We start from the raw sequence: 24,398 nt of genomic DNA, 5'->3' as shown, positions 1-24,398 counted from the left end.
CTGAACGGTTCCCGACCGGCGGGACATTGTCCATCCCCCGGTCAGGCTCCTCAGCCCTGGCTGCCTTGGTCACCCACCAGCGTGCCGATCTTCTCACCCTTGACGGCGCGGGCGATATTGCCCTCCGCCAGGAGCTCGAAGACGAGGATGGGGAGCTTGTTGTCGCGGCACAGCGTGATGGCGGTGGCGTCGGCGACCTTGAGCTCGCGCGTGATGACCTCGCCGTAGCCGAGGGAGTCGAACTTGACGGCGTCCGGGTTGGTCTTCGGGTCGGAGTCGTAGACCCCGTCCACGCCGTTCTTGCCCATCAGCAGCGCCTCGGCGTCGATCTCCAGGGCGCGCTGGGCGGCGGTGGTGTCGGTGGAGAAGTACGGCATGCCCATGCCGGCGCCGAAGATGACCACGCGGCCCTTCTCCAGGTGGCGCACGGCGCGCAGCGGGATGTACGGCTCGGCGACCTGGCCCATGGTGATGGCGGTCTGCACCCGGCTGTCGATGCCCTCCTTCTCCAGGAAGTCCTGGAGGGCGAGGCAGTTCATCACCGTGCCGAGCATGCCCATGTAGTCCGAGCGGGCCCGGTCCATGCCGCGCTGCTGGAGTTCGGCGCCGCGGAAGAAGTTACCGCCGCCGATGACGACCGCGATCTCCGCGCCGTCGCGCACGACGGCCGCGATCTCGCGGGCGATCTTGTGCACCACGTCGGGGTCGACGCCCAGGCCCCCGCCGCCGGAGAAGGCCTCTCCGGACAGCTTCAGCAGAAACCGGCCGCGTACTTTGCCGTCGTCGCTCTTCTGGGGCTTGGTGGTCATCGAGATCCGCCTCTTTCACGTGTTGCACATACGAAGAAGGCCACTGCCGGTGGGGGTGGTTCGCAACCCTTGCTCGGCAATGGCCTCCTCGTCAGTTCTGCTGTCCGTCACGCACGCGTACCCGACGGCGTACGCGGACGACTGCTACCGACCCTATAGGGATCGAGTACCCGTCGCGGCACGGACTCAGATGCCGACCTTGATGCGCGTGAAGCGCTTCAGGGTGACACCGGCCTCGTCCAGGACCTTCTGGACGGACTTCTTGTTGTCGAGCGCGTACGGCTGGCCGAGCAGCGTGGCGTCCTTGAAGAAGCCGTTGAGGCGACCCTCGACGATCTTGCCGATCGCGGCCTCGGGCTTGCCCTCGGCGCGGGTGGTCTCCTCGGCGATGCGGCGCTCGGACTCGACGACGTCGGCCGGGACGTCCTCCTTGGAGAGGTACTTCGGCGCGAAGGCGGCGATGTGCTGGGCGACGCCCTTGGCGACCTCGGCGTTCTCCTTGTCGAACTCGACGAGGACACCGATCTGCGGGGGCAGGTCAGGCATCGTGCGGTGCATGTACGCCGTCACGTAGCCGTCCGTGAACTGCGCGAAGCGGTCCAGGACGATCTTCTCACCGAGGTTGGCGTTGGCCTCGTCGACGAACGCCTGGACGGTCTTGCCGGCCTCGATCTCGGAGGCGAGCAGGGCCTCGATGTCGGCCGGGGAGGTCTTGGCCACGTGCTCGGCGATGGCCTTGGCCACGGCCTGGAACTTGTCGCCCTTGGCGACGAAGTCCGTCTCGCACTTCAGCTCGACCAGGACGCCGGAGGAGTTGTCGTCGGCGATGATGGAGACCACGGCGCCGTTCTCGGCGGAGCGGCCCTCGCGCTTGGCGACGCCCTTCTGGCCCTTGATGCGCAGCGCCTCGACGGCCTTGTCGACGTTGCCTTCGGCCTCGTCCAGCGCCTTCTTGCAGTCCATCATGCCGGCGCCGGTGAGCTCACGAAGCTTCTTGACGTCGGCGGCGGTGTAGTTCGCCATGAGTCTGAATCTTTCTCGAAGTCTGGAAGATCGAAGATCTGCGGGGTTCGCGGCACTCATCAAGACGGATGCCGTTGACGCTCCGCTGATCCACGGGTGAACGGCGGGGGCGGTCCGCACCACGCCGGGGGCGGTCTTCACCGCCCCGGAGGCGTACCTGATGCGGTACCGCTCCCGCCGTCACCACGGACGCTGACGGGTCAGGCCTGCTCGGCCTCGGCGGCGGGAGCCTCGGCAGCTTCCGCGGCGGGAGCCTCGGCGGCCTCCGCGGCCTCCGCGGCGGGGGCCTCGGCAGCCGGAGCCTCAGCGGCGGCCTCGGCCGGCTTCTCGGCCTCGTCCGCCTTCTTCTCGCCCTCGAGCAGGTCGCGCTCCCACTCGGCGAGCGGCTCGCCCGCGGCCTTCTCGCCCTTGTCACCGGTGGCGACGCCGGAACGGGCGATGAGGCCCTCGGCGACGGCGTCGGCGATCACACGGGTGAGCAGGGTGACGGAGCGGATGGCGTCGTCGTTGCCCGGGATCTTGTAGTCGACCTCGTCGGGGTCGCAGTTGGTGTCGAGGATCGCGACGACCGGGATGTTGAGCTTCCGGGCCTCGCCGACCGCGATGTGCTCCTTCTTGGTGTCCACGATCCAGACGGCGCTGGGCACCTTCTGCATCTCGCGGATACCGCCGAGGGTCTTCTCCAGCTTGGCCTTCTCACGCGAGAGGACCAGGAGCTCCTTCTTGGTCAGACCGGAGGACGCGACGTCCTCGAAGTCGATCTGCTCCAGCTCCTTCAGGCGCTGCAGGCGCTTGTAGACGGTGGAGAAGTTGGTGAGCATGCCGCCCAGCCAGCGCTGGTTGACGAAGGGCATGCCGACGCGGGTGGCCTGCTCGGCGATGGCCTCCTGCGCCTGCTTCTTCGTGCCGACGAACATGACCGTGCCGCCGTGGGCGACGGTCTCCTTGACGAACTCGTAGGCGCGGTCGATGTACGACAGCGACTGGAGCAGGTCGATGATGTAGATGCCGTTGCGCTCGGTGAAGATGAAGCGCTTCATCTTCGGGTTCCAGCGACGGGTCTGGTGACCGAAGTGGACGCCGCTCTCCAGCAGCTCCCGCATCGTGACGACGGCCATGGCCGTATCTCCTTGATTTTCTCGGTTGTGCCGCGGAAGCCGGACGGCTCCCGCGCCTGACGCCCGCGTGCGCCGTGCCGCAAAGGACCGAGGGGCGCTGACTCCGGCTTGTGATCACCAGGTGTCGGGGCGTGCGAAGTCGACCCGGTGACCCGGATCGCCAGAAGAAGTGTACGGGACCGGCGAGGTGCCGGGTGACGCCGCTGTCCACAACCGGGCGGTCGTCCACAGGTTCCGGCCCCGGCGGGCAGGGATGCGGGACGGTTCCGGCATGCGAGCGAAACGAGACGCGGGCCGGGCGGGCGCGGTGCTGCTGGGGGTGGTGTCGGCCGTCCTGGCGCCCTGGGCGTGGGCGGACGCCCCGGTTACGCCGACCGGGTCGGATCCTCCGGTGCCCGCCGCCGCCCGGGTCTGGCCGGTGGGCGGCCGGCCGGCGGTGCTGCGCGGCTGGGAACCCCCGGCCACGGTGTACGGCCCGGGGCACCGGGGCGTGGACCTGGCGGCGCCGGCCGGGACGCCGGTACGGGCGGTGGCGGGGGGCCGGGTGTCCTTCGCGGGCCGGGTGGCGGGCCGGGGCGTGGTCTCGGTGGCGCTGACCGGCACCGGACTGCGGACGACGTACGAGCCGGTGCGGGCGTCGGTGCGGACGGGTGACGACGTGGCGGGGGGCGAGGTGGTGGGCACGGTGGAGCCGGCGGCGCACTGCGCGGTGACGTGCGTGCACTGGGGGCTGCTCCGGGGCGGAACCTACCTCGACCCGCTGTCACTGCTGCCGCCATGGCTGCTGGGCCGGGGACCGTCCCGCCTGCTGCCGGTACTGGGCGTACCGCTGCCGTAGCCCCGGGCGGGGCGCAGCCACTGCCGCTGCCGTAACCCGGGCCGGGGCGCTGCCGCTGCCGCTGCCGCCGGGCGGGCCGTAGCCGCTGCGCGCCACGACGGTGCTCAGTGCCGCACGCCGGGTTCCGCACGCCGCGAAGCTGTCCTGCTGCCGGGAGGTGGCTGAGCCGCCGCCACGGCCGCGACCAGTGGCGAGGGCATGACCGGGCCACGCCGACGTCCGGACCGGGTACCTTCTTCTGCGGCGACCGTGTACGGCTGGTGCGGGGTCAGCCGCGTACGCCTCGCAGGGCCATCGCCACGGCCGCCTCCGTGATCGCCGCCGGGTCCTCGGCCGCCCCCAGCTCGATCCGCCGTACGGCCGCGTCCACGACGCCCTGGAGCAGCATCGCGGCCAGCCGCGGCTCGGCATGCCCCATCTCGCCGAGGGCCTCGACGATCAGCGCGACCAGGCCGCCGTGCGCGGCCCGGATCTTCTCCCGGGCGCCGGCGTCGAGTTCGCTCGCCGAGATCGCGACCACGGCCCGGTGCCGCCGGTCGCCCACCAGCGCCAGCTGCCTGCGCACATACGCCTCGACCTTGGCCTCGGGCGTGCGCTCGAGGTCCATCGCCGCCGAGACCTCCGCCGCCCAGACGGGGAAGTCGACCTCGCACAGCTCCTCGACGACCGCGGCGCGCGAGCGAAAGTACTCGTACACCGACGACCGCGCGAGGCCCGTGCGCTCGGCGAGGGCCGGGAAGGTCAGCGCCTCCGTCCCGCCCGCGGACAACAGGGACCGGGCCGCGTCCAGCAGGGCGGCTCGCTGCATCGACCTGTGCTCGGCCACGGAGGCCGCTCGAATCCTTGGCACGGCGACCACTTTACGGACGCGCCGCCGCTGGCGGGAGTGACGCGTCGTTCAGCGGCCGAAGCCCGCCAGCTTCGCCCGCAGCTGCAGCACCGACTTGGTGTGGATCTGGCTGACCCGGCTCTCGGTGACGCCAAGCACGTTGCCGATCTCGGCGAGCGTGAGCCCCTCGTAGTAGTAGAGCGTGACGACGGTCTTCTCGCGTTCGGGCAGCGTGTTGATCGCCCGCGCCAGAAACCGTCTGAGCTCCCGGTCCTCGGCGACCTCCACGGGGTCGGCGGCGGCGGTGTCCTCCAGCGTGTCCATGACGCTGAGCCCGTCCCCGCCCTCTCCCCCGACGTGCAGCAGCTCCTCCAGGGCCACCACGTTGGCCAGCGACAACTGGCTGAACACCGAATGGAGTTCCTCCACGGTGACGCCCAGTTCGGCGGCCACCTCCCCCTCGCTCGGGGTGCGCCTGAGCCGTGCCTCCAGCGCGGCGTAGGCCCGCTCCACGTTGCGCGCCTTCTGCCGTACCGACCGCGGGATCCAGTCGAGCGCCCGCAGTTCGTCGATCATCGCGCCCCTGATGCGGGTGATCGCGTACGTCTCGAACTTGGTCTCCCGGTCGACGTCGAACTTCTCGATCGCGTCGATGAGCCCGAAGACCCCGGAGGAGACGAAGTCGGCCTGTTCCACGTTGGGCGGCAGACCGACGCTCACCCGGCCCGCCACGTACTTCACCAGGGGCGAGTAGTGCAGGATCAGCTGCTCCCGCAGCCGCTCGTCTCCCGTCGCCTTGTACGACCGCCACAGCTCGTCGAGCGTCGAGGGAGCGGGCGGCCGCACGCTGCCACCGTCGCGGGCGGCTGGGGGGATCGCCGCCCGGTCGGACCCGGAGGTGTGCTGGGGCATTCGTCGCCTTGTGCCGTTCTGCCGTGAAGTGGGGATGCCTGGGGGAGCTGTCGCTTGGGTGTCGAGTGTCGAGATTGCCTGCCATGGCCGGTCTGCGCCGGAATCCTCGTGAGCGTAGCGTGACTGCGGCGTCGCGGTGCGCGAAGGGCGGAGTGCCGCGCCTCCGCAGATACGTTCCGTGAGGCGTCCGCGGGGTCGCGCCGATCGCTCTGGGTGATGACAGCAGGGTGCCAACTGCGGGAATTTCCACAGGTGTCCGGCCTCCCCCGGACGGCCGAACACGCTCGGTCAGCACCGGTCGCGGTCCGCGCGGACCGAGATCATCGCCTGGCGTGTCAACTTCCAGCCATCGCCATGTCGTTCGACGTAACCGAGTGACCGGAGTTCGTACAGTCTCGCGACGGCGTCGTCCTGCGTGGTCTGCGCGCCGCGCGCGATCTCGCCGGGCAGCGCGGCGCCGTGGCCGGGCAGCGCGGCGAGGACACGGCGGGCCGCGGGTTCGAGGAGATCGCGGGGCAGAACCGGGCCGTGGCGTGCGGGCGCCAGTTCTCCCATGTCGCCGACCAGTTCGACGACCTCCGCGACGTCGGTGACCAGGACAGCCTCGGAGCGCAGCAGTTCGTGCACGCCCGCGGAGAGGCTGCTGGTCGCCGGCCCCGGGACGCCCATCGTGTGGCGGCCCAGGCGCTGCGCGGCCCGCGCCGTGGCCAGCGAGCCGCTCCGGCAGGCGGCCTCGACGACCACGGTGCCCCGGGTCAGCGCGGCGATCACCCTGTTGCGCACGATGAACCTGCTCGGCGTCGGATGATCACCGGGCGGCAGCTCCCCGACCACGAGTCCCTGCTCCGCGATCCTGGTGATCAGCGCGGTGTGACCGCGGGGGTAGGGCCGGTCGACCCCGCAGGCGAGGACGGCGACGGTGGCGCCGCCGGCCCCGAGCGCGCCCCGGTGGGCGGCGCCGTCGACTCCGTAGGCACCGCCGGAGACCACCACCCAGCCGCGTTCGGCGAGGCCCGCGGCGAGGTCGGCGGCCATGTGCGCGCCGTACTCGGTGCAGGCGCGGGCGCCCACGACGGCGACCGATCTGAGCGCCCACATCCGCAGGCTGGGCCGCCCCCGGACCCACAGGCCCAGGGGCCGCGCGTCCCCCAGGTCGTCGAGCTGCCCCGGCCACTCCACGTCGCCGGGCGCCACGAACCGCGCTCCCACGTCAGCGGCCAGGGCCAGGTCCTGCCGGGCGTCGGCACGCTCGGCCCGGGCCCGCAGCCCGTCCCACCGCCGCCGGCTGATCCCCGGCAGCGGCGCACGGTCCCCCGCCAGGCGCCGGGCGACCTCGCGGACCCCGTACTCCCGCACCCAGCGCCCCACGGCCTCGTCGCCCGGCTCGGCGACACGGGCGAGGAAGACACGGGCGAGCAGCTCACGGTCGCGGTCGTCGCTGTCCCGGTCGTCGCTCCGCATGTCGCGTTCGCAGTGGTCGCTTTGCCGCACGTCGCTGTCCCGGTTCCGGTCGAGGTCGCGGTTGTCGCTGTCCGGGGCCCGGTCGCGGCCGGTCGGGCTGCCGGCGCCGCCGGTGCTGGTGCCGGTGTTCATGTCAGCGCCCCGATCGCCATCGGCACCCCGCGTGGCACGCCGGTGCGCAGTTGCAGTGCCAGGGCGACGTCCGCCGCGTCGGGCCGGTCGTGGCCGGACAGGTCGGCGACGGTCCAGGCGACCCGCAGTACCCGGTCGATGCCGCGTGCGGTCAGGACGCCCCGCTCCAGGTGGCGTTCCGCCTCGTCCATCGCGCCCGCCGCGGCCCGCCAGCGGCCGCGCAGTTCCCGGCCGGGCACCTCGCCGTTGGTGCGCCACGGGGTGCCCGCGAGCCGGGCCGCGGCCCGCTCCCTGGCCGCCCGCACCCGGTCGGCGACCGTCGCCGTGCTCTCGCCCCGGGCACCGCGCCCGGTGAGCTCGGCGCGGGTGACGCGGTCGACCTCGACCCGCAGGTCGACGCGGTCGAGCAGCGGTCCGGACAGCCGGGCCTGGTAGCGGCGGATCACCGAGGGCGGACACTCGCAGAAGTCGTCGGTCCGCGAGAAGCGGCCGCACGGGCAGGGATTGGCGGCGAGCACCATGAGGAACTTCGCCGGGAACCGCACCACACCGGCGCTGCGGGCGATCACCACATGCCCGGCCTCCAGGGGCTGCCGCAGCGCGTCGAGGGCCTTGCTGCTGAATTCGGGTGTCTCGTCCAAAAACAGGACGCCCCGGTGGGACAGTGACACGGCGCCGGGCCGGGCGGTGTTGGGGCCGCCTCCCACCAGGGACTGCATCGTCGCCGAGTGGTGCGGGGCGCAGTAGGGGGCCACGTCGATCAGGGGTTTGCCCGGCGGCAGCAGCCCGGCCACCGAGTGCACCGCGGTGACCTCCAGGGACTCCTGGCGGGTGAGCGGGGGCAACACGGCGGGCAGCCGCTCCGCCAGCATCGTCTTGCCGGCGCCCGGCGGACCTTCGAGGAACAGGTGGTGGCGGCCCGCCGCGGCCACCTCCACCGCCGTCCTCGCCGAGAGTTGTCCCACCACGTCGGCCAAGTCGTGGCCCTGCTCGTGCGGTGCGGCGCCCGCGGTGTGCCTCCCGGTGGCCGCGCCGGCGCCCGGCACGCGCAGGCCCGCGAGGAGCGGGTCCGGGCGCCCCTGCTCGTCCGGTTCCTCCTCGGGCACGGGTTCGTCGGCCAGGACGGCGATCAGCTGCCGCAGGGTGCGCACTCCGAGCACGGACACGCCGGGCACCAGGGACGCCTCGGCGGCGGCGCACTCCGGCACGACGACCTGCTCGTAGCCGGCGTCGGCCGCGGCGAGCACCGCCGGAAGGATGCCCCGCACCGGACGCACCCGTCCGTCCAGCCCCAGTTCCCCGATCATCACGATGTCGGCGAGCACCCGCGGGTCGATCCGCTCGGCCGCGCCGAGCACCGCGCACGCCACGGCGAGGTCGAAGCCGCTGCCGGCCTTGGGCACCGAAGCCGGGCTGAGTCCGACCGTCAGCTTCTTCTGTGGCCACTCGCCGCCCGAGTTGACCACGGCCGCCCGTACCCGGTCCCGGCTCTCCGACAGGCTCTTGTCCGGCAGCCCCACCAGCGTGAACGCCGCCACGCCCGGTTCCAGATCGGCCTGGACCTCGACCAGCACGCCCTCGACGCCGACCAGCGCCACCGAGCACGTGCGGGCGAACCCCATCACGCCACCCCCCGCGCGTGCTCGACCACGGCGGCGCCGCGGTCGGGGAGCAGGACGCCGATCAGGTCGATGCGGACGCCTCCCGGTGGAGCGCCTCCGTGCTCCTGCGCCCAGCGCTCCGCCAGCCCGCGCAGCCGGTCGGCCTTGACCGGGGTGACGGCGGCCATCGGATGCTGGAAGGAGCCCGCCCGGCGGGTCTTGACCTCGCAGATCACCAGGACGTCGCCGTCCCGGGCGACGATGTCGATCTCACCCGTCCGGCCGCACCACCAGTTGCGTCCCAGAACGGTCATCCCGGCCTCGGCCAGCCGCCGCGCGGCGAGTTCCTCGCCGTACCTGCCGAGCGCGCCTCGTGCGTTCATGTCGGCACCACCTCCGGCGCCAACCGTCACGCATCCGGCCCGACCGTGCTCGGCCCGGTGGACTACTCACCGGTTGTGGACAACTCCGTCACCCGCCGGGGAGCTCCAGGTCGCTCTTGTTCAGCTCCTCGATGTTCACGTCCTTGAACGTGAGTACGCGGACCTGCTTCACGAAACGAGCCGGCCGGTACATGTCCCACACCCAGGCATCCGCCATCGACACCTCGAAGAACACCTCTCCCTGGACCGAGTGCACCTGCATCTCGTAGTCGTTGGTCAGGTAGAAACGCCGCTCGGTCTCGATCACGTATTTGAACAGACCGACGACATCGCGGTACTCCCGGTAGAGCTTCAGCTCCATCTCGGTCTCGTACTTCTCGAGGTCCTCGGCGCTCATGGCATGTTCCCCTTCAGCCGTGCGATCCCACCATTGTGCGCCAGTCCCGCCAGCCCCTAGACGATTTCGGTGTCCAGGGTCACGGGCCCGGCCGGGGGACCTTCGTCGAGCAGCCTGCTCAGCAGCTCGGCGAGTCTGGTCGGATACACCGTCTCATGTGCCCGGGTCAGTTCCTGACACGTCCACCAGCGCGCTCCGGCGACGCTGCGCCGTTCCAGCTCCGTGAGGCCCGCGGCCTCGGTCACGGTCTGGCTCGTACGGGCCAGGTAGTACCACTCGTCCTGGTCCCAGCGGCGGCCCGCGAACGGGAACGAGCACGTCCGCCGCCACAGCACCGGACCGAGTTCCACCTCCGTGATGCCGGTCTCCTCGGCGAGTTCCCTGAGGGCGGCCTCCTCACGAGTCTCGGCGCCCTCCAGACCGCCGCCGGGCGTGAACCACCAGTCGTCGGCCGGATCGTCCGGCTCGTGGCCGTGCAGCAGCAGGATCCGGTCGTGCGGATCGAGCAGGACCACGCGTGCCACCCTGCGCAGCCCGTCCGGGCCGGGTTCCTCAGCGGGCACCCACGGGCTCCGTTCCGGTACGGGAGCGACGGCCCCCCAGCCGGTCGGCGACGGGCCCGTACGCGCCGCCGCCGAGCACGAGCACCGCGCCGACGACGATCAGGGTGACGATCGTGCGCAGCGGACCCGGCGAGGACAGCGCGCCGAGCGCCTCGAACCCGGTCGGCTTCTTCAGCATGCCGTCCATCGGCCAGACGACGGCGTCCACGCGGGCCGTCACGGCACCGCGCGCGACCGTGCCGTTGGCCGCGTCCGTGAGGTGGGCGGTGGAGTCGAGGGAACCCTGCCGCTCGTCGCCGAGCAGGAACAGCCGGCCCTTGGGGACGGTGACGCTGGGGAAGTTCTTGATCTCGGCCAGGCTGCCCTCGGGCAGGTACGGCTCGTCGATCTGCTTGCCGTTGACGGTCAGCTTGCCGTCCGTGCAGCAGGACACCCGGTCGCCGCCGACCGCGACCACGCGCTTGACCACGGCGGCGTTGGTGACCCAGCTCTTGTCCTTGAAGACGACGACGTCGCCCCGGCGGACCTCGCCGCCGTCGACCCGCTGCGCCAGCACCCGGTCCCCGGCGTCGATCGTCGGCGACATCGAACTGGTGGGCACCGTGTACGGGCGGTAGACCACCGCTCCCCAGGCGAACCCTCCGAGGAACAGCACAATGCCCAGCGCGACGGCCAGTCCGGACAGTCGCTGTCCGGTCCTGCCGCCCACCGGGCCGGTGCCTGTGCCGCCGCTGCGCGGGGCCGTACGCGTCGTGCTCTCGCCACCCATGGGTCCGCACCCTACCCGGCGGTACCTGACCCGGTCAGCCCTTCCGGAGCGAGCACGGTCACATGCTCCACCGGCGTTTCACACGGCGGCCCGCACCGCTGCCCGGGCGCGCCCCCGGCGGGCCTCAGCCGTTCTCGGCCGCCACACCGCGCCGGCGCCGCCACAGCACCACCGGCACCGCACCGGCCAGCGCCAGCGCGTCCGGGGCCGCCGTCAGGGCGGCGGACGCCGACGACCGGTCGTTCAGGCCCGGCTGGTCGAAGGTGTCCGGGACCGGGAGGGTGTCCCAGCGGTTGATCGGCCAGGCGATGACGACGGCACGTCCGACGACCTTGCTCACCGGGACCATGCCGTTGTGCTTGTCGTCCCGGTTGTAGCGGGAGTCACGCGAGTTCTGCCGGTGGTCGCCCATGACCCAGATGTAGCCCTTGGGGACCTTCACCGTGAACTGGCCGCCCTGGTCGTCGACGCTGCAGGGCGTGTTGCCCGCGTAGACGAACGACGTCTCGTTCAGCGCCTTGCCGTTGACCTTCACCGGGCCGCTGCCCTTGCAGGAGATCGTGTCGCCGCCGACGCCGATGACGCGCTTGATGAGGTCCTTCTCCTCGGCGGACGGCATCAGGCCGATCCAACTGAGCACCTTCTGCAGCGCGTTCGGGTTGGGCGTGGGCTCGCCCGCCAGCCAGTTGTCGGGGTCGTGGAAGACGACGACCTCGCCGCGCTCGGGCTCGGAACCGAACCAGGGCGTCAGCTTGTCGACGAGGACCCGGTCACCCTGCTGGAGGGTGTTCTGCATCGAGTCGGACGGGATCGAGAACGCCTGCACCAGGAAGGTCTTGATCAGCAGCGCCAGCACCAGCGCGATGCCGATCAGGATGGGCAGTTCCTTCCAGAAGGAACGCTGCTTGCGCTGCTTGGGGGTCGAGTCGCCCGGTCCGTCGTCCCGCGGCCCGGGGTTCTGCTCGCGGGCGTGCTCGTCCGTGGGGCCGTCCCCGGCCGCCCCGGCGTCACTCCCGGAGGTCACGGCGCCGTCCGCGGCCGGGGCGGCTGATTCCGCGGGGCGTCCGCGGTGCTCCTCGCCGTCGTGCCCGGACCGTGCGCCAACCGCCACATCCCCCACGCCAACTCCTTACTCTCGGCCGCTGCCTGCTCCATGCGCGGTGCAGGCCCACTACTCCCATAACGAGCGGGAGTTCCGCAGGGCTCGGGAGTCGGATCGTTCCGTTCGGTTCCTCGGAGGCAACCCTATGCGACAGCCGCGAGGACGCGGTCGTCCCCGACACTGAGTCGGACACCGAGGCGAAAGTTTTAGGTTCTTTCAAGGTGGTCCAGTGACCGAACGGCCAGGCGATGACCATGGCCCGGCCCACCACCGAGTCCTCGGAGACCGTGCCGCCGTAGTCGGTGTTCTGGTGCGCCCGGGAGTCCGCCGAATTGGCCCGGTGGTCGCCCATCACCCACAGCCGCCCCTGCGGGACGGTGATGTCGAACTGCTGGTCGGACGGGGTGTTCCCGGGGTACAGGTAGGCGCCCTCGTTCAGCGGCACGCCGTTGACGGTGACGCGTCCCTGGCTGTCGCAGCACTTGACGTGGTCGCCGCCCACGCCGACGACCCGCTTGATGAGGTCCTTGTCGTCAGCGGACGGCAGCAGGCCGATGAAGGTCAGCCCTTCCTTGACCTGCTTGACGACGACGGGGTCGTTCTTCTTCGTCGTGGTCTGCTCGTCCTGGAGCCAGCCGCCGGGGTCCTTGAAGACGACGACGTCCCCGCGCTCGGGCTTGGAGCCGAACCATGGCGTGAACTTGTCGACCAGGACGCGGTCGCCGATGCGGATCGTCTGCTCCATGGAGCCGGACGGGATCACGAACGCCTGGACCAGGAAGGTCTTCAGGACCAGTGCGATGAGGACGGCGACGCCGACGAGCAGCGGTATCTCCTTGACCGCGCCGCGCCTGCGCTTTCGTTTCACCTTGCGCTGCAGTTTGCGCCGCTCGGCGCGGCTACGGCCGCCGACGGACGGGGCGGAGGTACGGCGGGAGCCGGTGGGCAGCAGGTCCTCGGTGCCGAAAGGGCTGGTCGGCCCCGTGCGGCGCGGTTTGCCGCGGTTACCCATGGGCACCGCCCGGCGCGGGCACGCGCGCGTAGGCGCTGGGGCGGTGCAGCCGGACCCAGTGGGCGGACGGCCACACGATCCAGTCCGCCCGGCCGACGACCCGGCCGACCGGGATCATGCCGCCGCCGGGCGAGCCCAGGTGGTCGCGGGAGTCGGCGGAGTCGCTGCGGTGGTCGCCGAGGACGAAGAGGGTGCCGTTCGGCACGACGACGTCGAAGGGCACCGTGGACGGACTGTCACCGGGGTACAGGAAGGTCGACTCGTCGACCGGCCGGCCGTTCACCTCGATCCTGCCCTCCTCGTCGCAGCAGACCACGTGGTCTCCCCCCACACCCACAACGCGCTTGATGTAGTCGGCATCCCCGAAATACCCGGTTCCGTCGAACACGACCACATCGCCCCGCCGCGGCTCGGCACCGAAACGGTACGCCAACTTATTTACGAGAACGCGGTCCCCGATCCTCAATCCCTGTTCCATGGATGGGCTTGGAATCTGGAAAGGTTGCACCACGAACGTGCTGAGGAGCAGCAGGAACGCCAGGCAGGCCAGCAGGGTCAGGGTGATCCGCCCGCCGGGCAGCCAGTCGGTGATCCGCGCCGCCCACGACGAACGCGACCGCCCCTCGCGCCCTCCGGTGTCCGAGGTCTCCTCGGAATCGGAAGGGTGCGGGGAGCGGTCGCGCTCCGTCGACTGTGCTTCGGTGTCCATCGGGGTCAGATGCTATCCGCCCCCGCTGAGACCACCGGGAAGCGCTCAGTTGTCGCGCTTCTCCTTGATCTTCGCCGCCTTGCCGCGCAGCTCGCGCAGGTAGTACAGCTTGGCGCGACGCACGTCACCGCGGGTGACGAGCTCGATCTTCTCCACGATCGGGGTGTGCACCGGGAAGGTGCGCTCGACGCCGACGGAGAAGGAGACCTTGCGGACGGTGAAGGTCTCGCGCACGCCGGAACCCTGGCGGCGGATCACCACGCCCTTGAACTGCTGCACACGGGAGCGGTTGCCCTCGATGACGCGGACGTGGACGTTGACGGTGTCACCGGGGCGGAAGGCCGGGATGTCGCTGCGCAGCGACGCGGAGTCGACGGTGTCGAGCAGGTGAGACATTTCGTCTGCTTTCTTCGCTGATGCCACAGGTCATCAACGGGAACGGGGTTTTCGGAACGGGGCCGTGCGCGGTCGGGGCGGGCGTCGTGTCCCCCTGTGGCAGGGGCGCCACACCGGACGGCGCACAGCAGCGGCCTATTCTTCCACGCCCTGGGGCCTGCGCCAAAATCGGCCGTACGGCTCCCCCGCCGGGTCGGGTGACCAGCCCAGGATCGAGAGCATCTCGCGGTCCTTCTTGTCGAAGGCCTTCGGCTCGCACCGTTCGATGAGGTCGGGGCGGTTGGCCGTGGTGCGCCGCAGGGCCTCGTCACGGCGCCAGCGCGCGATCTTGCCGTGGTGGCCGCTGAGCAGCACGTCGGGTATCGCGCGGCCGCGCCACTCGGGCGGCTTGGTGTAGACGGGACCTTCGAGGAGGCTGGCCATGGCGCCGGGGGCGAAGGAGTCGTCGCGGTGGGACTCGGCGTTGCCGAGAACGCCGGGCAGCAGCCGGGCCACCGCCTCGGTGACCACGAGGACGGCCGCCTCGCCGCCCGCGAGGACGTAGTCGCCGATGGACACCTCGTAGACGGGCACGCGGGTCGCGTACTCGTCTACGACCCGGCGGTCGATGCCCTCGTAACGCGCCGGTGTGAAGACCAGCCAGGGGCGCTCGGAGAGTTCGACGGCGAGTTCCTGGGTGAAGGGCCGGCCGCTGGGGGTGGGGACGATCAGGGCGGGCGCGCGGGAGCCCGTCTCGTAGCCGTCGGCGAGGATCTCGTCGAGGGCGTCCCCCCAGGGCTCGGTCTTCATGACCATGCCGGGGCCGCCGCCGTACGGGGTGTCGTCGACAGTGTTGTGGCGGTCGTAGGTCCAGGAGCGCAGGTCGTGGACGTGCACGTCCAGCTGTCCCCGCGCGCGTGCCTTGCCGACCAGGGAGACGTTCAGCGGTTCGAGGTACTCGGGGAAGATCGTGACGACGTCGAGTCTCATGCGTCCTCGTCCCTGCTGGAGGCGGTCTCCGCCCGGTCGTCGATCAGCCCGGGGGGCGGGTCGACGACGGCCTTCTGCTCCTCGAGGTCGATCTCGGTGACGATCTCCTGGACGAACGGGATCATCACCTCGCTGCCGTCGGGCCGCTCCACGATGAACAGGTCCTGCGAGGGCAGGTGCGAGATCTCGGTGATCCGGCCCACCTCCACGCCGTCCTTCGTCACCACGTCGAGGTCGATGAGCTGGTGGTCGTAGTACTCGTCCTCCTCCTCGGGCAGCTCCTCCGGGTCGATCTCGGCGATCAGGAGGGTGTTGCGCAGGGCCTCGGCGGCGTTGCGGTCGGCGACGCCCTCGAAGCGCAGGAGCAGGCGGCCGCTGTGGACGCGGCCGGTCTCGATGGTGAGCGGTCCCACCGAGGCGGGATCCGTGAACAGGACGGCGCCGGGCGCGAGCCGCAGCTCCGGCTCGTCGGTACGGACCTCGACGGTGACCTCGCCCTTGATGCCGTGGGCGCGGCCGATCCGCGCGACTACCAGCTGCACTTGTATGGGTCTCCTGTCATACGGCTACGGGCCGGGGACGGCTCACTGGCCCTCCCCGGCCCGAGCCGGTGCTGCGTGCTGCGTTTCGGCGTCAGCGGATGTGGTCGACGTCGACGAGGTCGACGCGGACACCGCGGCCGCCGATGGCGCCCACGACGGTGCGCAGAGCGCGTGCGGTGCGGCCGTTGCGGCCGATCACCTTGCCGAGGTCGTCCGGGTGTACCCGGACCTCGAGCACGCGCCCGCGGCGCAGGTTGCGCGAGGCGACCTGCACATCGTCAGGGTTGTCGACGATGCCCTTCACGAGGTGCTCGAGAGCCTCCTCGAGCATGCTCAGGCCTCGGTCGACTCAGACGAAGAGGACGCAGCGGCTGCCTCGTCCTTCTTCTCAGCCTTCTTCTTCTGGGTGATGGCCTCACCCTTGCCCTCGTCTTCGCCACCGAGGGCCTCGAACGACGGACGCGTGGCCTTCTCGGCCGGCTGCAGCAGCGGAGCCGGGGCGGGCTCGCCCTTGAACTTCTGCCAGTCGCCGGTCTTCTTCAGGATGGCGAGAACGGGCTCGGTCGGCTGGGCGCCGACGGAGAGCCAGTACGCCACGCGCTCGGCGTCGACCTCGATGCGCGAGGGGTTCTGCACCGGGTGGTACAGGCCGATCTCCTCGATCGCACGACCGTCACGACGGGTACGGGAGTCGGCGACGACGATGCGGTAGTGAGGCGAACGGATCTTGCCCAGACGCTTCAGCTTGATCTTGACTGCCACGGGAGTGGGTTCTCCTGGATTTGACGTGGTTGGGCACGGCGAGACGGCCGCGTGGGGTTGCGGTACCCGAGTGCCCGATGGACGCGTCAGCCGGAGGAGAGAGGGGTCCTGTGCGGCTGTCGAGTACAGCTAGCCATTGTGCCATACCCGGCGGGTCCCTTCCTCCGGGGGCGGCCCGGGCCGTCCCGGGCACGCCTGATCGGCATCCGGCGCGGAGGCGGGGTCGCCGGATGCGCGGTCGGCGTGGCGAGGGGGAGCCGAGGACGGCGGCGCCCTCGGGCCGCACGCCGCACCGGCAGCCACGAGATGCCGGTACGACGCCGGGCGGTTACGCCGCTCCCGCGACCTCGGGGATCCGGAACGGCTTGCCGCACCCGCCGCACACGATCGGCGCCTGGGCCAGCACCGACGGGACGACCCGTACGTTGCGCCCGCAGTCGCAGACGGCCTTGACCCGCACGCCGCCCCCGGAGGAGCCGTGGCGGGCCGCCGGGCCGCGGAAGGTGCGGGAGGTGTCGGCGGAGGTGGCGGCCGTGTGGGCCTTCAGAGCCCGCTGCAGCCGCTCGATCGTCGGGCGGTAGCGGCTCTTGGCCTCGGGGCTGAGCGTGACCAGCGAGAAGCCGCTGCTGGGGTGCGGTTCCTCGGGGTGGTCCAGGCCCAGCTCCTCGGCGATGGCGAGGAATCTGCGGTTGTGGTAGCGGCCGGCGCGGGAGGTGTCGCGCACGCCGCGCGCGGCGGCGATGCCATGGACTGCCTCATGCAGCAGCCGCTCGAAGGAGAGCTCGTGACCGCACGCGGACGACGACTCTCCGATCAGGGACTCGGGCGCCGCCAGATCGGGCAGTTCGGGGTGGTACCGCTGAATGTCGGCCCACGCCTCTGCCAGCTCTGCGGCGAGAACAGGTGGTGTCTGTGTCGTGCTCACGTAATGACAACGAGCGGGGGTGCCGCTGTGTTCCGATTCCGGGGCATCCCAAATAATTTGCACTTACCCGTCAGTTGCCGCTGATGCGTCCTGACGAGGGCGGGTGCGCTGATCTGCGGAGAAGCCGCGCAGCTCCTACCAAGCTGGTGCGTAGTCCCCGGTACGCACCGGCTGCCGGACGGTGTCCACGCGCCGGTGCGGCCGCGATCCGTGGATGCGCAAGAGGCGTTTCGGTCGCCCGGGGGACGGAGGGCGCTGTCTCAGTAAGCGCGTGCGACGACCGCGACGTTACCGGGTGCGTCGTCGGCCGCCGGAACCGACCCGTCCTCGGCGACCAGACACCGTACGGTCACCCCGTGCTCGGCCAGCGCGGCCTCGCCCTCCTCGCCGAGGGCCGCCCACGGGATGCGCGCCCAGCCGCCGGCGCCGGCGGCCTCGACGGCCTCAGGGAGAGTCGACACCTCCGCCGTGCGGGACTCGCGGCGCTCGCGGGACTGCGCCAGCAGCAGCGCCTGGTCCTCTTCGAGGATCGCCGGGAGCAGGGCGGCGAGCGAGTCCAGCGCGACCGGCTCCTTGCCGCCCGGGATCCGGCGGACCAGCATCGCGGTGCCGGCCGCCAGGTCACGCGGGCCGACCTCGACGCGCACCGGAACGCCCTTGAGCTCCCAGTCGACGGCACGGCGCCCGAAGGGGGTGTCCGTGCGGTCGTCCACCGTCACCCGCAGGCCGGCCGCGCGCAGCCGGTCGCCGATCCCGCGGACCGCGGCGACCACCGCGTCGTCGTCCTTGACCGCCACCACGACGACCTGGGTCGGGGCGAGGCGCGGCGGGACCCGCAGGCCGTCGTCGTCGCCGTGCATCATCACCAGGGCGCCGATCATGCGGGTGGTCGAGCCCCAGGAGGTCTGCCAGACCAGTTCCTGCCGGCCGTCCTTCGACAGGTACCGGGTGTCGAAGGCCTTGGCGAAGTTCTGGCCCAGCTCGTGGCTGGTGGCCATCTGCAGGGCCTTGCCGTCGCCCATCATGCCTTCGAGGGTCAGGGTGTTGACGGCGCCGGCGAAGCGCTCCCGGGCCGTCTTGCGGCCCGGGACGACGTCCATCGCGAGGACGTTCACCATGAAGTCCTCGTAGACCCGGCGGTGGATGTGCGCGGCGAAGTCGCGGGCCTCCTCGAAGGTGGCGTGCGCGGTGTGGCCCTCCTGCCACAGGAACTCCGTCGTGCGCAGGAACAGACGCGGCCGGAGTTCCCAGCGCACCACGTTGGCCCACTGGTTGATCAGCAGCGGCAGGTCGCGGTAGCTCTGCACCCACTTCGAGAAGTAGTCGTTGACGATCATCTCGGAGGTGGGCCGGACGACTGCGGGCTCCTCCAGCTCCTTGCCGCCGCCGTGCGTGACCACGGCGAGCTCGGGCGCGAAGCCCTCGACGTGATCGGCCTCCTTGGTGAGGTACGACTGCGGGATCAGCAGCGGGAAGTACGCGTTCTGGGTGCCGGTGGCCTTGATGCGGGCGTCCATCTCGGCCTGCATCCGCTCCCACAGCCCGTAGCCGTACGGTCGGATGACCATGGTGCCGCGCACCGGTCCGTTGTCGGCCAGCTCCGCCTTGTTGATCAGATCCTGGTACCAGCGCGGGAAGTCGTCCGCCTGCGGCGTGAGAACGGGTGCCTTTGCCATGGCGCGATCGTACGGGCCCGGATTACCGGGAGGTGAAATCTCGCCACTGGCGCGCGCAGGGCGCAAGCGGGGCGCCGAGAACCCTGGACGCGGCTGCGGGTGCGGAGTTACCTGGCATACGGGGGAACGCGAGCGCATGCCACGGGGGCCACGGAAACGGGATCAGCTGCAAGACTCGGCGGATTGGGGCACTTCAGATGACACCTACGCTCGTGCGGCAGCACTCGCCCCACGCGGGCGCCGCACCCCGCGTGGACCTGTGTGCACGCGCGCGTGACTGGTCGGAGATCCAGGAGCGGATGCTGGTACCGCTCTACGAAACCGTCTACGAGCGGCTCGGAGTGGGCGCCGGCACCCGGCTGCTGGGCCTCGGCTGCGGCTCCGGGCTGGCCCTGCTGCTGGCCGCGTCGAGAGGCGCCACGGCCGTCACCGGTGTCGATTCCTCTCCCGCGCTGCTGGCCCTCGCCCGCCGGCGGCTGCTGCCGGACGGCTGGGACACCCGCCCGGACACCCGCCCGCGGCCGCGCACCCGCTTCGTCGAAGGCTCACCCGGGGACGCGGCCGACGCGGAGACGCCCGCGTACAACCTGGTGACCGCCTTCGCGCCGATCGGGTGCCTCGCGGGCGACTCCGAGGGGCTCGGCGAGACGCTGCGGGCGGCGAAACCGCTCGCCGAGCGTGGGGCGGCCGTGGTGCTCGCCGGCTGGGGTCCGCCGGAGCGATGCGCCACGTCGTCCGTGCTGCGGGTGGCCGCCGAGCTGGCGGAACCGCTGCGCGGCGCGGGCAGCTGGCGCCCCGCCCTCCGGGACGACCTGGAGGAGGTCGCCGAGCGGGCCGGGCTGCGGCCGGACGGCTCCGGGCGGGTGTCCTGCCCGTTCGGGTACGCCGATGTGGGCAGCGCACTGAAGGGCCTGCTGTCCACCGGCCTGTTCGACGCGGCGATCACCGCCACCGACCAGGCGCAGGTGGACAAGGAGCTGACCGAGGCGCTGCACCCGCATCTGCGCGGCGACGGCACGGTGTGGATGCCGAACGTGTTCCGGTACCTGATCGCCCGCGTCCCGTGACCGCCCGGCCCGGCAGATCGGCCGGAAAGGGACGGTGAAAGAAGCACGGAAGAAAGAACGAAGAAAGAAGCAGAGGGAAGAGGACACAGACACGCATGACCGGGGGCGCCTTCCGGATCCGGGAGGCGCCCCCGGTCATGCGTGCGGCGGGCGGTCAGCCCATGAACTTCTTGAACTCGTCCGGCAGCTCGAACTCCTGGCCGGGCTGCTGGCCCGGCAGGCCGAAGGCGCTGCCGCCCTGCGCGGCGGCGGCACGGCGAGCGGCCTCCTCCTGCTCCTGCTGCTTGCGCTTCATCGGGTTGCCGGAGCGCTGCTTGCCCTTGGTCTTCTTCGGCTGCTTCTTGCTGCGGCCGGGGCCGCCGCCCATGCCCGGCATCCCCGGCATGCCCGGCATGCCGCCGCCCTGGGCCATGCGGGACATCATCTTGCGGGCCTCGAAGAACCGCTCGACGAGGTTCTTGACCGCGCTCACCTCGACGCCGGAGCCCTTGGCGATGCGGGCGCGGCGCGAGCCGTTGATGATCGTGGGGTCCTGGCGCTCGATCGGGGTCATCGACTTGATGATCGCGGCCGTGCGGTCGACGTCCCGCTCGTCGAGGTTGTTGATCTGGTCCTTGATCTGGCCCATGCCCGGGAGCATGCCGAGCAGCTTGGAGATGGAGCCCATCTTCCTGACCTGCTCCATCTGGGCCAGGAAGTCGTCGAGGGTGAAGTCCTGGCCCTTCTTGGACGCCAGCTTGGAGGCCATCTTGGCGGCCTCTTCCTGGCTGAAGGTCTTCTCCGCCTGCTCGATCAGGGTGAGCAGGTCACCCATGTCGAGGATGCGGGAGGCCATCCGGTCCGGGTGGAACGCGTCGAAGTCGTCGAGCTTCTCGCCGTTCGACGCGAACATGATCGGCTTGCCGGTGATCTCGCGGATCGACAGGGCCGCACCACCGCGGGCGTCGCCGTCGAGCTTGGAGAGCACCACGCCGTCGAAGCCGACGCCGTCGCGGAAGGCCTCGGCAGTGTTGACCGCGTCCTGGCCGATCATCGCGTCGACGACGAACAGGATCTCGTCGGGGCGGACGGCGTCGCGGATGTCCGCGGCCTGCTGCATCATCTCCTGGTCGATGCCCAGGCGGCCGGCGGTGTCCACGATCACGATGTCGTGGACCTTGGACTTCGCGTAGTCGATGGAGTCGCTCGCGACCTTGACCGGGTCGCCCACGCCGTTGCCCGGCTCCGGCGCGTAGACGGCGACGCCGGCCCGCTCGGCGACCACGCTGAGCTGGTTGACGGCGTTGGGGCGCTGGAGGTCGCAGGCGACCAGCAGCGGCGAGTGGCCCTGCTCCTTCAGCCACCGGCCGAGCTTGCCCGCGAGGGTGGTCTTACCGGCACCCTGCAGACCCGCCAGCATGATCACCGTCGGCGGCTGCTTGGCGAAGCGCAGGCGCCGGGTCTCGCCGCCGAGCACGCGGACGAGCTCGTCGTTGACGATCTTGAGGACCTGCTGCGCGGGGTTGAGCGCCTTGGAGACCTCGGCGCCGAGCGCGCGCTCCTTGACGTTCTTGATGAACGTGCGGACGACCGGCAGGGCCACGTCCGCTTCGAGGAGTGCGATGCGGATCTCGCGTGCCGTGGCGTCGATGTCCGCCTCGGAAAGCCGTCCTTTGCCGCGCAGGCCCTTGAAAGTCGCTGACAAGCGGTCGGAGAGAGTGTCGAACACGGCGGCGTCGGTCCTCGGGGGTCGGGGGCGGAGCTGGGCTGCCCTCCAGGGTATCCGGCTCGGCAGGCAAATCGCCCCCGCCCGCTGTACACCAGTGGACGGGGGCGTATCCCCGCAGCGGCGGGGAACAGTTGGAGACGGTCTCCGATCGGCTCTCCGCCACCGGATCATCCCCGCGACGGCGGGGAGCTGTACTGCTGCCAACCGCCAACGAGCGCACGACCGGGAAGTCACCCCCGCAGCATGTCCTCCAGCTTCCGCGCCACCGCCTCCGCCTCCTGCGCCGGCAGCGGTGAGCCCGTGGGCGTCGTCACATAGAAGGCGTCGACGGCGTTGGCGCCGAGCGTGCTCGCGTGCGCGCTGCGCACGCGGACGGCCGCGTCCTCCAGCGACTGCCCGATCCGGAACAGCAGCCCCGGGGCGTCCTGGGCGCGGACCTCGATCACCGTGGCGAGCCGGGACGCGGCCGGCGCCACGGTCACCCGGGGCGGCGGCGCCACGACGCCCCGGCGGCGCGGGTAGGCGGCGTCCCGCTCGGCGAGGCGTCCCGTGATGTCGAGGGAGCCGTCGAGCGCGCGGACCAGGTCGGCGCGCAGCCGGGCGGCCTGGGGCAGCGAGCCGTACTCGGCGGCGACCCGCCAGTCCAGCAGCAGCACGGAGCCCTCGACTCCTTCCGGCAGCTCCAGCGCCCGCAGCTCGGCGGTGCGGACGGTGAGCCGGTGCAGCGCCAGCACGCCGGCGACGGCGGGCAGCACGCCCGGCTGGTCGGGGACGGCGATGAGCAGTTCGACGCCGAGCGGCTCCGGCTCGCCCGGCACGGCGGGCTCGTCCTGCGCCGGCGGCTCGGTCTGGGCGCGCAGCGACAGCACCGGGCTGCCGGTCGCTATCGCCTCGATGGCGAGACGTTCCTGCTCGGCGGTGGGCGCGGCGGCCGCGGGCTCGTCGAGGAGGTCCCCGGCGAGCACCGCCGAGACCCGCCTGACCAGGTCGGCGACGAGGGAGCCGCGCCAGGACGACCAGGCGGCCGGGCCGGTGGCCAGCGCGTCCGCCTCGGTGAGGGCGTGCAGCAGCTCCAGGGTGCTCTGCGTGCCGACCGCCTCGGCGACCGAGCGGACGGTGTCCGGGTCGTCCAGGTCTCGCCGGGTGGCGGTGTCGACCAGCAGCAGGTGGTGGCGTACGAGGGTGGCGAGGACGGTGACGTCCGCGTGGTCGAAGCCGATGCGGGCGGCGACGTCCTTGGCGATGATCTCGCCGGCCACCGAGTGGTCGCCGGGCCAGCCCTTGCCGATGTCGTGCAGCAGCGCGGCGACCAGGAGGAGGTCGGGGCGGCTGACGCGGCGGGTGAACTCGGAGGCGCGCACGGCGGTCTCGATCAGGTGCCGGTCGACGGTCCAGAGGTGCACGGCGTTGCGCTGGGGGCGGCAGCGCACCCGTTCCCAGTCCGGCAGCAGGCGGGTGATCAGGCCCTCGGCCTCCAGCGCCTCCCAGACCGGGACGGTGGGCTGTCCGGAGCCCAGCAGGGTGACCAGCTGCTCGCGCGCCTCGGCGGGCCAGGGCGTGGGCAGGGGGCGCGCGGTGGCCGCGAGGCGCCGTACGGCGTGCAGGGAGAGCGGGAGTCCGGCCTGCGCGGCGGCGGCCGCGGCGCGCAGCGGCAGCACCGGGTCGCGTTCGGGGCGCGCGGCGCGGGCGAGCACCACCTCGCCGTCCTGTTCCACCACGCCCTCCGCCAGCGGGGAGCGCTCGGTGGCCGGCTTGCCGCCGCCGAGGAGGGCGCGCAGGCGCGGCCGCACGGCGCGCGACCTGAGCACGCGCCCCACCTCGCGCCAGGTGACGTCGCTGGCGTACGAGATGACGCGTGCCGCCTCGTAGACCTGCCGCAGCAGCGTGTCGGCGTCCAGCAGGCCGAGCTCGGCGGCGACCTGGTCCTGCTCCTGCAGCGCGAGCCGGTCGGTGGCGCGGCCGGTGGCCAGGTGGAGGGCGTCGCGGACGTCGAGGAGGCGGCGCCGGGCGTCGTCGAGGCCCTCGCGGGGGGCGTCGGCCAGCCAGGAGGCGGCGACGGCGCGCAGCGCGGTGGCGTCGCGGAGGCCGCCGCGGGCCTCCTTGAGGTCGGGTTCGAGCAGGTACTGCAGCTCGCCCTGGCGTTCGGCCCGTTCGGCGCACAGCTCCCGCAGTTCCGGCAGGCGCCGCGGCGCCTGGTTGCGCCAGTCGGCGAGGACGGCCGTGCGCAGACCGGTGGTCAGGCCGAGGTCGCCGGCGATGTGGCGGGCGTCCAGGAGGCCGAGCTGGACCTTCAGGTCCTCGCCGGCCGTCCTGCGGGCCTCCGCGGGGGTCCGTACGGAGTGGTCGAGGGCGAGGCCCAGGTCCCAGACGGGGTACCAGAGGCGGTCGGCGAGGGCGGCGACGGCCTTGGTGTCGCCGCCGTCGTGCAGCAGGAGCAGGTCGAGGTCGCTGCGTGGCGAGAGCTCACCGCGCCCGTAGCCGCCGACGGCGACGAGGGAGACCCCGCGCGGCCGCGCGGCCGCCGCGCCGAACAGGCCCGACAGCCAGTCGTCCGTCAGCTCGGAGAGGGCCGTACGGCGCGGCGGCCCGGACCGCGCCCCCTCGGTGAGGAGGCGCAGCCGGGCCGCCGCGTAGCCGCTGGGTCCCGAGTCATCTGCTTGCTTGTGTACGTCCGTACTCGTCACCCAGCGACTCC

The 24,398-nt window shown here is 71.8% G+C and carries 25 protein-coding genes; 2 read left to right on the top strand and 23 right to left on the bottom strand.

Going from position 1 to position 24,398, the window contains the following annotated elements; translation table 11 throughout:
• Positions 1-50: 50 nt before the first annotated feature.
• From pyrH to rpsB, 3 genes are all read right to left on the bottom strand, one after another.
• Positions 51-809, bottom strand: coding sequence for a UMP kinase (gene pyrH / locus ACZ5GT_RS13355; protein WP_469020531.1), 759 nt, complete (start codon positions 807-809; stop codon positions 51-53).
• Between the two features lie 186 nt (positions 810-995).
• Positions 996-1,832 carry a translation elongation factor Ts gene (gene tsf, locus ACZ5GT_RS13350; RefSeq protein ID WP_469020529.1) on the bottom strand — a complete coding sequence of 279 codons (837 nt, stop codon included), beginning with the start codon at positions 1,830-1,832 and terminating at the stop codon, positions 996-998.
• Positions 1,833-2,032: 200 nt separating this feature from the next.
• Positions 2,033-2,950 (bottom strand): 30S ribosomal protein S2, encoded by a 918-nt coding sequence (gene rpsB / locus ACZ5GT_RS13345; protein ID WP_469020524.1) that lies wholly within the window; start codon positions 2,948-2,950, stop codon positions 2,033-2,035.
• 271 nt (positions 2,951-3,221) lie between these two features.
• Between rpsB and ACZ5GT_RS13340 the strand changes: the two genes are divergently transcribed.
• Positions 3,222-3,788, top strand: a complete 567-nt coding sequence (locus ACZ5GT_RS13340) for a murein hydrolase activator EnvC family protein (RefSeq protein ID WP_469020520.1) — start codon at positions 3,222-3,224, stop codon at positions 3,786-3,788.
• A gap of 268 nt (positions 3,789-4,056) precedes the next feature.
• Here ACZ5GT_RS13340 and ACZ5GT_RS13335 read toward each other — a convergent pair whose 3' ends face one another.
• The 18 genes from ACZ5GT_RS13335 to proS form a co-directional block, all read right to left on the bottom strand.
• Positions 4,057-4,614: a TetR/AcrR family transcriptional regulator gene (locus tag ACZ5GT_RS13335; protein ID WP_469020813.1), complete on the bottom strand. Its 558-nt coding sequence runs from the start codon at positions 4,612-4,614 to the stop codon at positions 4,057-4,059.
• Between the two features lie 72 nt (positions 4,615-4,686).
• On the bottom strand, positions 4,687-5,529 hold the full coding sequence (gene whiG / locus ACZ5GT_RS13330) for an RNA polymerase sigma factor WhiG (RefSeq protein ID WP_469020513.1): 843 nt from the start codon (positions 5,527-5,529) through the stop codon (positions 4,687-4,689).
• A gap of 288 nt (positions 5,530-5,817) precedes the next feature.
• Complete coding sequence (gene dprA, locus ACZ5GT_RS13325) at positions 5,818-6,990, bottom strand: DNA-processing protein DprA (RefSeq protein WP_469020811.1); 1,173 nt, start codon at positions 6,988-6,990, stop codon at positions 5,818-5,820.
• 128 nt (positions 6,991-7,118) lie between these two features.
• Entirely contained in the window at positions 7,119-8,744 is a 1,626-nt protein-coding gene (locus ACZ5GT_RS13320) for a YifB family Mg chelatase-like AAA ATPase (protein WP_469020507.1), read from the bottom strand.
• Entirely contained in the window at positions 8,744-9,136 is a 393-nt protein-coding gene (locus ACZ5GT_RS13315) for a YraN family protein (protein WP_469020504.1), read from the bottom strand. The genes ACZ5GT_RS13320 and ACZ5GT_RS13315 overlap by 1 nt, the downstream gene beginning before the upstream one ends.
• A 58-nt stretch (positions 9,137-9,194) precedes the next feature.
• Entirely contained in the window at positions 9,195-9,503 is a 309-nt protein-coding gene (locus tag ACZ5GT_RS13310) for a DUF2469 domain-containing protein (protein ID WP_003965949.1), read from the bottom strand.
• 56 nt (positions 9,504-9,559) lie between these two features.
• On the bottom strand, positions 9,560-10,066 hold the full coding sequence (locus ACZ5GT_RS13305; RefSeq protein WP_469020502.1) for an NUDIX hydrolase: 507 nt from the start codon (positions 10,064-10,066) through the stop codon (positions 9,560-9,562).
• Positions 10,056-10,835, bottom strand: coding sequence for a signal peptidase I (lepB, locus tag ACZ5GT_RS13300; protein ID WP_469020499.1), 780 nt, complete (start codon positions 10,833-10,835; stop codon positions 10,056-10,058). The genes ACZ5GT_RS13305 and lepB (ACZ5GT_RS13300) overlap by 11 nt, the downstream gene beginning before the upstream one ends.
• 124 nt (positions 10,836-10,959) lie before the next feature.
• A complete protein-coding gene (lepB, locus tag ACZ5GT_RS13295; protein ID WP_469020493.1) occupies positions 10,960-11,955 on the bottom strand; it encodes a signal peptidase I in 996 nt (331 codons plus the stop codon).
• Positions 11,843-12,949 carry a signal peptidase I gene (lepB, locus tag ACZ5GT_RS13290; protein ID WP_469020490.1) on the bottom strand — a complete coding sequence of 369 codons (1,107 nt, stop codon included), beginning with the start codon at positions 12,947-12,949 and terminating at the stop codon, positions 11,843-11,845. The genes lepB (ACZ5GT_RS13295) and lepB (ACZ5GT_RS13290) overlap by 113 nt, the downstream gene beginning before the upstream one ends.
• Positions 12,942-13,658: a signal peptidase I gene (gene lepB / locus ACZ5GT_RS13285; RefSeq protein WP_469020487.1), complete on the bottom strand. Its 717-nt coding sequence runs from the start codon at positions 13,656-13,658 to the stop codon at positions 12,942-12,944. The genes lepB (ACZ5GT_RS13290) and lepB (ACZ5GT_RS13285) overlap by 8 nt, the downstream gene beginning before the upstream one ends.
• Before the next feature lie 45 nt (positions 13,659-13,703).
• Positions 13,704-14,054 (bottom strand): 50S ribosomal protein L19, encoded by a 351-nt coding sequence (gene rplS, locus ACZ5GT_RS13280; RefSeq protein ID WP_360958476.1) that lies wholly within the window; start codon positions 14,052-14,054, stop codon positions 13,704-13,706.
• A 135-nt stretch (positions 14,055-14,189) separates the two neighbouring features.
• Positions 14,190-15,023, bottom strand: a complete 834-nt coding sequence (trmD, locus tag ACZ5GT_RS13275; RefSeq protein WP_469020484.1) for a tRNA (guanosine(37)-N1)-methyltransferase TrmD — start codon at positions 15,021-15,023, stop codon at positions 14,190-14,192.
• Positions 15,020-15,565, bottom strand: coding sequence for a ribosome maturation factor RimM (rimM, locus tag ACZ5GT_RS13270; RefSeq protein WP_469020481.1), 546 nt, complete (start codon positions 15,563-15,565; stop codon positions 15,020-15,022). The genes trmD and rimM overlap by 4 nt, the downstream gene beginning before the upstream one ends.
• Before the next feature lie 91 nt (positions 15,566-15,656).
• Positions 15,657-15,896: an RNA-binding protein gene (locus ACZ5GT_RS13265; protein ID WP_189926610.1), complete on the bottom strand. Its 240-nt coding sequence runs from the start codon at positions 15,894-15,896 to the stop codon at positions 15,657-15,659.
• Positions 15,897-15,898: 2 nt separating this feature from the next.
• A complete protein-coding gene (rpsP, locus tag ACZ5GT_RS13260; RefSeq protein WP_351887286.1) occupies positions 15,899-16,327 on the bottom strand; it encodes a 30S ribosomal protein S16 in 429 nt (142 codons plus the stop codon).
• Between the two features lie 328 nt (positions 16,328-16,655).
• A complete protein-coding gene (locus tag ACZ5GT_RS13255) occupies positions 16,656-17,252 on the bottom strand; it encodes a hypothetical protein (RefSeq protein WP_360749821.1) in 597 nt (198 codons plus the stop codon).
• Between the two features lie 260 nt (positions 17,253-17,512).
• Entirely contained in the window at positions 17,513-18,928 is a 1,416-nt protein-coding gene (proS, locus tag ACZ5GT_RS13250; RefSeq protein WP_469020475.1) for a proline--tRNA ligase, read from the bottom strand.
• Positions 18,929-19,125: 197 nt separating this feature from the next.
• Here proS and ACZ5GT_RS13245 point away from each other — a divergent pair, with 197 nt between their 5' ends.
• Positions 19,126-19,995: a methyltransferase domain-containing protein gene (locus tag ACZ5GT_RS13245; protein WP_469020469.1), complete on the top strand. Its 870-nt coding sequence runs from the start codon at positions 19,126-19,128 to the stop codon at positions 19,993-19,995.
• 154 nt (positions 19,996-20,149) lie between these two features.
• Here the strand turns inward: ACZ5GT_RS13245 and ffh are convergent, their stop codons facing one another.
• Positions 20,150-21,703 carry a signal recognition particle protein gene (gene ffh, locus ACZ5GT_RS13240; RefSeq protein WP_469020463.1) on the bottom strand — a complete coding sequence of 518 codons (1,554 nt, stop codon included), beginning with the start codon at positions 21,701-21,703 and terminating at the stop codon, positions 20,150-20,152.
• A 230-nt stretch (positions 21,704-21,933) separates the two neighbouring features.
• On the bottom strand, positions 21,934-24,387 hold the full coding sequence (locus ACZ5GT_RS13235; protein ID WP_469020458.1) for a [protein-PII] uridylyltransferase: 2,454 nt from the start codon (positions 24,385-24,387) through the stop codon (positions 21,934-21,936).
• Positions 24,388-24,398 lie beyond the last annotated feature (11 nt).

The organism is Streptomyces sp. NPDC031340, assembly GCF_055569945.1.
Note: the sequence above shows the minus strand (reverse complement) of the source record. Positions and strands in the feature narration are given on the sequence as shown.